The 6,311-nt window shown below is 54.8% G+C and carries 6 protein-coding genes; 3 read left to right on the top strand and 3 right to left on the bottom strand.

Features of this window, described 5'->3' with window-relative positions:
* Window positions 1-213: 213 nt before the first annotated feature.
* The 3 genes from CX651_RS15840 to lolB all read right to left on the bottom strand — a co-directional run bounded on the left by CX651_RS15840 (window position 214) and on the right by lolB (window position 2,786).
* The gene (locus CX651_RS15840; protein WP_028779717.1) at window positions 214-1,161 is read right to left on the bottom strand and encodes a ribose-phosphate pyrophosphokinase; all 948 of its coding nucleotides are present in this window, start codon (window positions 1,159-1,161) and stop codon (window positions 214-216) included.
* Window positions 1,162-1,239: 78 nt separating this feature from the next.
* Complete coding sequence (gene ispE / locus CX651_RS15835; RefSeq protein ID WP_101056817.1) at window positions 1,240-2,118, bottom strand: 4-(cytidine 5'-diphospho)-2-C-methyl-D-erythritol kinase; 879 nt, start codon at window positions 2,116-2,118, stop codon at window positions 1,240-1,242.
* Complete coding sequence (lolB, locus tag CX651_RS15830) at window positions 2,115-2,786, bottom strand: lipoprotein insertase outer membrane protein LolB (RefSeq protein ID WP_101056819.1); 672 nt, start codon at window positions 2,784-2,786, stop codon at window positions 2,115-2,117. The genes ispE and lolB overlap by 4 nt, the downstream gene beginning before the upstream one ends.
* 238 nt (window positions 2,787-3,024) lie before the next feature.
* On the opposite strand from lolB, the gene hemA reads away from it, so the two are divergent.
* From hemA to prmC, 3 genes are read left to right on the top strand one after another with little or no spacing between them, the layout of a single operon-like run.
* Complete coding sequence (gene hemA, locus CX651_RS15825) at window positions 3,025-4,275, top strand: glutamyl-tRNA reductase (RefSeq protein WP_039034337.1); 1,251 nt, start codon at window positions 3,025-3,027, stop codon at window positions 4,273-4,275.
* Between the two features lie 14 nt (window positions 4,276-4,289).
* A complete protein-coding gene (prfA, locus tag CX651_RS15820; RefSeq protein WP_101056816.1) occupies window positions 4,290-5,375 on the top strand; it encodes a peptide chain release factor 1 in 1,086 nt (361 codons plus the stop codon).
* 11 nt (window positions 5,376-5,386) lie between these two features.
* Window positions 5,387-6,232 (top strand): peptide chain release factor N(5)-glutamine methyltransferase, encoded by an 846-nt coding sequence (gene prmC, locus CX651_RS15815; RefSeq protein ID WP_101056815.1) that lies wholly within the window; start codon window positions 5,387-5,389, stop codon window positions 6,230-6,232.
* Window positions 6,233-6,311 lie beyond the last annotated feature (79 nt).

The raw sequence follows: 6,311 nt of genomic DNA, 5'->3' as shown, positions 1-6,311 counted from the left end.
GGATGCTCACATCGATCTGTGATTTTTAACGTGACACAGAATTTTGAACACCCTCTAATATTGTTTCTGCAGCAGACAGGTAAGTACAGAGCAACAGAGAGTGGTAAGGCGTGCCTTTCTGCGTGGTGATGACTACCGGGCCACATTATGGCAACCCAGATATCAAGCATAAAAAACGCACCCTAAGGTGCGTTTCTTGTTTAACATGTTAGCTTAGTGCTGGAACATGGCAGAGATAGATTCTTCATTGCTGACGCGGCGGATAGCCTCGGCCAGTACCGCTGACATGGTCAGCTGGCTCACTTTGCCTGTCTTGAGCATTTCTGGGCTCAAAGGCACAGTGTCAGTGACTATGACTTCATCAATCACTGAATTTACTATGTTGCTGGCGGCATTGCCGGAGAATACCGGGTGGGTCGCATAAGCAAAGACGCGGTTGGCGCCGTGTTCTTTCAGGGCTTCAGCAGCCTTACACAGAGTGCCACCTGTGTCGATCATGTCATCAACTATGATGCAGTCACGGCCTTGAACGTCACCTATGATGTGCATTACCTGAGCCACGTTGGCCTGTGGGCGACGCTTGTCGATGATCGCCAGATCTGAGTCGTCGAGCAGTTTGGCTACGGCGCGGGCGCGAACAACACCACCGATATCGGGGGAAACAACAACCGGGTTATCCAGCTTCTTGGCCAGCATATCTTCAAGCAGCACAGGGCTACCGAAGACGTTGTCTACCGGTACATCGAAGAAGCCCTGGATCTGCTCGGCGTGCAGGTCACAGGTCAGTACTCTGTCGACACCCACGCTGGAGAGGAAATCGGCAACCACTTTGGCGGTAATGGGTACACGGGCGCTGCGGACACGGCGGTCCTGACGGGCATAACCAAAGTAAGGGATAACGGCTGTGATACGGCCGGCTGACGCGCGGCGCAGGGCATCAACCATTACGATCAACTCCATCAGGTTGTCGTTGGTTGGTGCGCAGGTGGACTGAATGATAAACACATCAGCACCACGTACATTTTCGTTTATCTGGACACTGATTTCACCATCGCTGAAACGGCCTACCTCTGCGTCTCCGAGTTTACAAAAAAGACGGTCTGCTATCTTTTTGGCGAGACTGGGGGTAGCGTTCCCAGCAAAGAGCTTGATGTCGGGCACTGTAAGAACCTCAGGCGTTTGCTTTATTTTAGTGGCTGGGATAAAACGGTTGCAGCGCTTTATCCCGGAAGAAACTGTTCAGAGGCGAGCCAGTCGACTCTGAAGCGGCGATCTATTTATCCCTTTGGCAACAAAGCCTTTGAATGATGACGGCAGCTTTGCCAGACAATCGAGAGCTTGTTGCTGTTTTTCGAACTCCCCGAACACGCAGGCACCGGTTCCGGTCATTCTGGACGGCGCATATTCTAGCAGCCAGCCCAAGGCCTTGGCAACTTGAGGGTAATGGCGACATACCAGTTCCTGACAATCGTTTTGCCAGGGGGCGCTCAGCAGTTCTTCCAGTGAGAGCTTGGGAGTATCCCTCGGTAAATCAGGATCATGGAACACTTTTTCAGTGGAAACGTGGGCCTCGGGAACCAATACCAGATACCAAGGTTCGGCCGGTTTCACCGGCTGAAGTTTTTCGCCTACCCCTTCGGCAAAGGCCGCCACGCCCTTAATGAACACAGGGACATCTGCGCCGAGTTTTAAACCAATTTGTTCAAGTTCCGCTTCGCTCAGGCCGGTTTGCCACAGGGCATTGAGGGCCACCAGAGTCGTGGCTGCATCCGATGAACCGCCTCCCAGACCGCCGCCCATGGGCAGTTTCTTGTCGAGCCAGATCTCGGCCCCCAGTTCGCAGCCGCTGGCTTGCTGCAATGATTTTGCGGCCTTGAGAATTAAGTTATCGCTATCCGGGACAGCGGCGCCCAAATTGGAGTGCAGCTTGAGTTCGCCATTGGCGGTGACTTTAAAGTCCAACAGGTCGCCATGGTCGAGAAACTGAAACAGGGTCTGTAGTTCATGGTAGCCGTCTTGGCGGCGGCCATTGATGTGCAAAAACAGATTCAGCTTGGCCGGGGCCGGCCAGCCAAGTGAAAGGCTATTGGGCTGGAGAGTTGGGTGGTCGAGGCTCATGGCTGTTGACTTTCCTTGGTGGTGAGTTTCGGCTCGGCTTCGAGTGCCTGCCACTCGGTTAACTGGATCTTGAGTTCGAGTGCGCCGCGATTGAGTTTTAGAAGGCGCGGGATATCGGCACCGCTTTGTTGCTGCCAGCTGAGATACTTCACCTGCCACGGAGGGCTAACGCTGCCGTCTTCCAGGCTCTGAGGCTTGCCATCATTGCCTGTGAGCAGGAGTTCAGTGTCGGCGGCGCTGAGGCCAAGCACCCAGCGGGGCAGGGCGTTAAGGGGAATGCTCCAATTGCTGAGGCCATCGAGTAAACGCTGCGGGTCTCGGTTGCGGTAGACTTCGCCGTCCAGCTCCAAAAAGGCGCCGTCCGGGCCGCTTTTCAGCAGCATCACACTGGTGCCCAACATGGTGGTGAGTCTCAGCTCTTCTGTCGTTGGAGTATGCAGCCAATAAAGATTGGTGCTGAATTTTTCCTCAGGCGTCTTTACCGCCAGCTTGCCTTTCAGCTCCCAGGCCTTGGCTTGTTCTGCGTGCTGAACTTGAGTTGCCTGCCAGCGGGCATCGGGCAGGCTGCTACAGGCGCTGAGTAGGCCAAGCAGCAACAAGGGCAACCACAAGCGCAGTGCCGACAGCGGTGTAAAACAGGTTTTTGTGAAGTACTTCAAAATAATCATCTGTTGTTCACTGTGTAGGCCGCCTATGATACGAGGGCTTTGGCAGAATACCAATAAGCGTCGAACCCTGTGGTGTCGCCCTTGTGGCTTTTGCCAGCACCTGTTCAGCTTAATTGATAAATTGGTTGAGAAGTTAGACCTTTATTCGGTTTTGTTAAGCGTATTCTGTTTTTAAGGTGGCCAATTCAGTAGAATGGCCGCATCCTACAGCGACGCCAAGAGTCCAGAACGAGTTCAGATGAGCCTTGTAGCAATTGGTATAAACCATAAAACCGCCACTGTTGACCTGCGTGAGAAAGTTGCCTTTGCCCCGGATAAGATCCATGACGCCATGCGTAGCTTGGCCAAGGAGACCCAGAGCGGGGAAGCCGTCATCGTTTCCACCTGTAACCGTACCGAGCTTTACTGCAATACAGAAAATGCCGAGCAGGTGGTGCGTTGGTTGGAAGACTATCATGGCCTGAGCCATGAAGAGGTGGCCCCTTGCCTTTACCAACACTGTGGTCAACCCGCGGTGCAACACCTGATGCGGGTCGCATCCGGGCTCGACTCTCTGGTGCTGGGCGAGCCGCAGATCCTAGGTCAGGTCAAACAGGCGTTTGCCAAGGCCAAGGAATCCGGCACTGTGGCACTGACACTGGATCGCCTGTTCCAAAATACTTTTGCCGTGGCGAAGAAGGTGCGCACCGAAACGGAAATCGGTACTGCGGCGGTTTCGGTAGCCTTTGCCGCCGTCAGCATGGCCAAACATATCTTCTCCTCTCTGGCGACTACCAAGGTACTGCTTATAGGTGCGGGTGAAACTATAGAACTGGTTGCCCGCCATCTGAAGGAAAACGGTGTGACCAGCATGGTGGTGGCCAACCGTACTATTTCCCGCGCCGAAGCGATGTGCGAAGAGTTTAATGCCCAGGCGATTACCCTGGAGCAGATACCAGATTTTCTCCCCAAGGCCGATATCGTGATATCCTCTACCGCCAGTCCGCTGCCTATTCTGGGCAAGGGCATGGTAGAAAAAGCGCTGAAGCAGCGCCGCCATCAACCTATGTTATTGGTTGATATAGCGGTTCCCCGTGATATTGAGGCAGAAGTCGGTGATTTGGACGATGCCTTCCTCTACACGGTCGATGATCTGCAAAGCATAATCGAACAGAATATGGCCTCCCGTAGAGAGGCCGCCGAGCAAGCGGAAGTCATTGCCGAAGAGCATTCACACCAGTTTATGGAGTGGGTTCGTTCACTGGAATCGGTCGACAGCATTCGCGAATATCGTACCCAGAGCATGGCGATTAAAGATGAGCTGGTTGAACGGGCTATGAACAAGTTGGCGCAGGGAGCAGACACAGAGCAGGTGCTGCTGGAACTGGCTAACCGCCTGACCAACAGACTGATCCATGCTCCGACCCAGGCCCTGACAGCTGCCAGTCGTCAGGGGGACCTCAATGCTTTGGGTCAATTGAGAACCGCGCTCGGCTTGGATAAACACTAAGGTTAGCGAGCTAAATGAAGGAATCCGTTATCCGCAAGCTGGAAGGCTTGCTTGAGCGTAATGAAGAAGTATTGGCCCTGCTCAGTGACGCAGATGTCATAGCGGATCAGGACAGGTTCAGAGCCCTGTCACGGGAATATGCTCAGCTTGAAGATGTGGTCAAAGGCTTTAAGGCCTACCAGCAGGCGCAGGCGGATCTGCAAACCGCACAGGAGATGCTGGCCGAGGAAGATCTTGAGCTGAAAGAGATGGCTCAGGAAGAGATCAAGGCGGCCCGCGCTCAGTTGGAGCTGCTGGAAGGTGAGTTGCAAATTCTGCTGTTGCCCAAAGATCCCAATGATGCCAGCAACGCCTTTCTGGAAATCCGTGCCGGTGCCGGCGGTGATGAAGCCGCTATCTTTGCCGGTGATCTATTCCGTATGTACAGTCGTTATGCCGAGAGCCAGCGCTGGCAGGTCGAAGTCATGAGCGCCAGCGAAGGCGAGCATGGCGGTTTCAAAGAGGTGATAGCCAAAGTCAGCGGTGACGGTGTTTACGGCAAACTCAAGTTTGAGTCCGGTGGTCACAGGGTACAAAGGGTGCCGGAAACCGAATCCCAGGGGCGGGTGCATACCTCGGCCTGTACCGTGGCCGTTATGCACGAAGTGCCCGAGGCCCAGGCGGTGGAAATCAACCCGGCCGAGCTGCGTATCGACACCTTCCGCTCTTCCGGTGCCGGTGGTCAGCACGTTAACAAAACCGACTCGGCAATTCGTATTACCCACTTGCCCACAGGCTTGGTGGTGGAATGCCAGGATCAGCGCTCGCAGCACAAGAACAAGGCTCAGGCCTTGAGCGTGCTGGCGGCGCGGTTGCAGGCGGCCGAAGATGAAAAGCGCCGTAGCGCCGAAGAATCTACCCGTCGCTCTCTGGTGGGTAGCGGTGACCGCTCCGAGCGGATCCGCACCTATAATTTCCCTCAGGGAAGGGTGAGCGACCACAGGATCAACCTGACACTGTATCGTCTCAATGAGGTGATGGAAGGAGACCTGGAGCAGCTGCTTGAGCCTTTGATGCAAGAGCATCAGGCCGACATGCTGGCGGCTCTGTCCGACGAATAAAAGGACTGTCTGTGACTAAACTCAATATTGCCGAGGCCCTGCAATGGGCCTCTTCTATGTTGGCTGCATCGTCCGAGTCTGCCCATGCAGATGCCGAAGCCCTGTTGCTGCATTGTTTGAGCAAGAGCCGCAGCTTTCTCTATACCTGGCCCGAAAGAAACTTGTCTGCCGAGCAGCACAAGCAGTTTATTCAGATGGTGCTGCGTCGCAGCCAAGGCGTGCCCGTGGCCCATATTGTCGGTGAGCGCGAGTTCTGGTCACTGCCTTTTATTGTCAACGAATCCACCCTTATTCCGCGCCCGGACACCGAAATTCTGGTGGAAACTGCGCTTAATCTGCCGCTTTCAGATGATATCGCCGTGCTGGATCTCGGCACAGGTACCGGTGCTATCGCACTGGCACTGGCCCATGAACGGCAAGGCTGGCGAGTGACTGCTGTCGATAAGGTCGAGGCAGCGGTGGAGCTGGCCTGTGCCAACAGGGATAACCTGAAGTTACCGCAGGTGGAGATCCTTCAGAGCGACTGGTTTTCGGCAGTTCAGGGGCGTAAGTTCCAGCTGATTGTTTCCAACCCTCCCTATATCGAGGAGGATGACGAGCATCTTGATATGGGCGATGTGCGCTTTGAACCTCGCAGCGCCTTGACTGCCGCCGATCAGGGCTTTGCCGACCTATTCCATATCGCAGCCCATGCCAGGGAGCATTTGCTGCCGGGCGGTTATCTGTTGCTGGAGCATGGTTATGCTCAGGCCGTGAACCTCAGGGAAAAACTTGCCGAGCTCGGTTATCAGCAGGTGGCCACGGTACGTGACTTTGGCTCCAATGAAAGATGTACTCTGGGTTTGTGGCCCGGTTGAGTGCCTGTGCCCGGGACTCACACCCGGGCTTGAAAACCGCGAATATCGTCCCCGCTTCCTGCCATAATTCCGCCTTTTC

It is taken from the genome of Shewanella chilikensis (assembly GCF_002836945.1).
GTDB lineage: Bacteria > Pseudomonadota > Gammaproteobacteria > Enterobacterales > Shewanellaceae > Shewanella > Shewanella chilikensis.
The sequence above is the reverse complement of the archived record's forward strand: the minus strand, read 5'-3'. Positions and strand labels throughout refer to the sequence as shown.

Bases quoted from the DNA above. Each gene is read 5' to 3' on its own strand.
- ispE (WP_101056817.1), bottom strand. From the start codon at position 2,118: ATGAGCCTCGACCACCCAACTCTCCAGCCCAATAGCCTTTCACTTGGC.
- lolB (WP_101056819.1), bottom strand. From the start codon at position 2,786: ATGATTATTTTGAAGTACTTCACAAAAACCTGTTTTACACCGCTGTCG.
- hemA (WP_039034337.1), top strand. From the start codon at position 3,025: ATGAGCCTTGTAGCAATTGGTATAAACCATAAAACCGCCACTGTTGAC.
- prfA (WP_101056816.1), top strand. From the start codon at position 4,290: ATGAAGGAATCCGTTATCCGCAAGCTGGAAGGCTTGCTTGAGCGTAAT.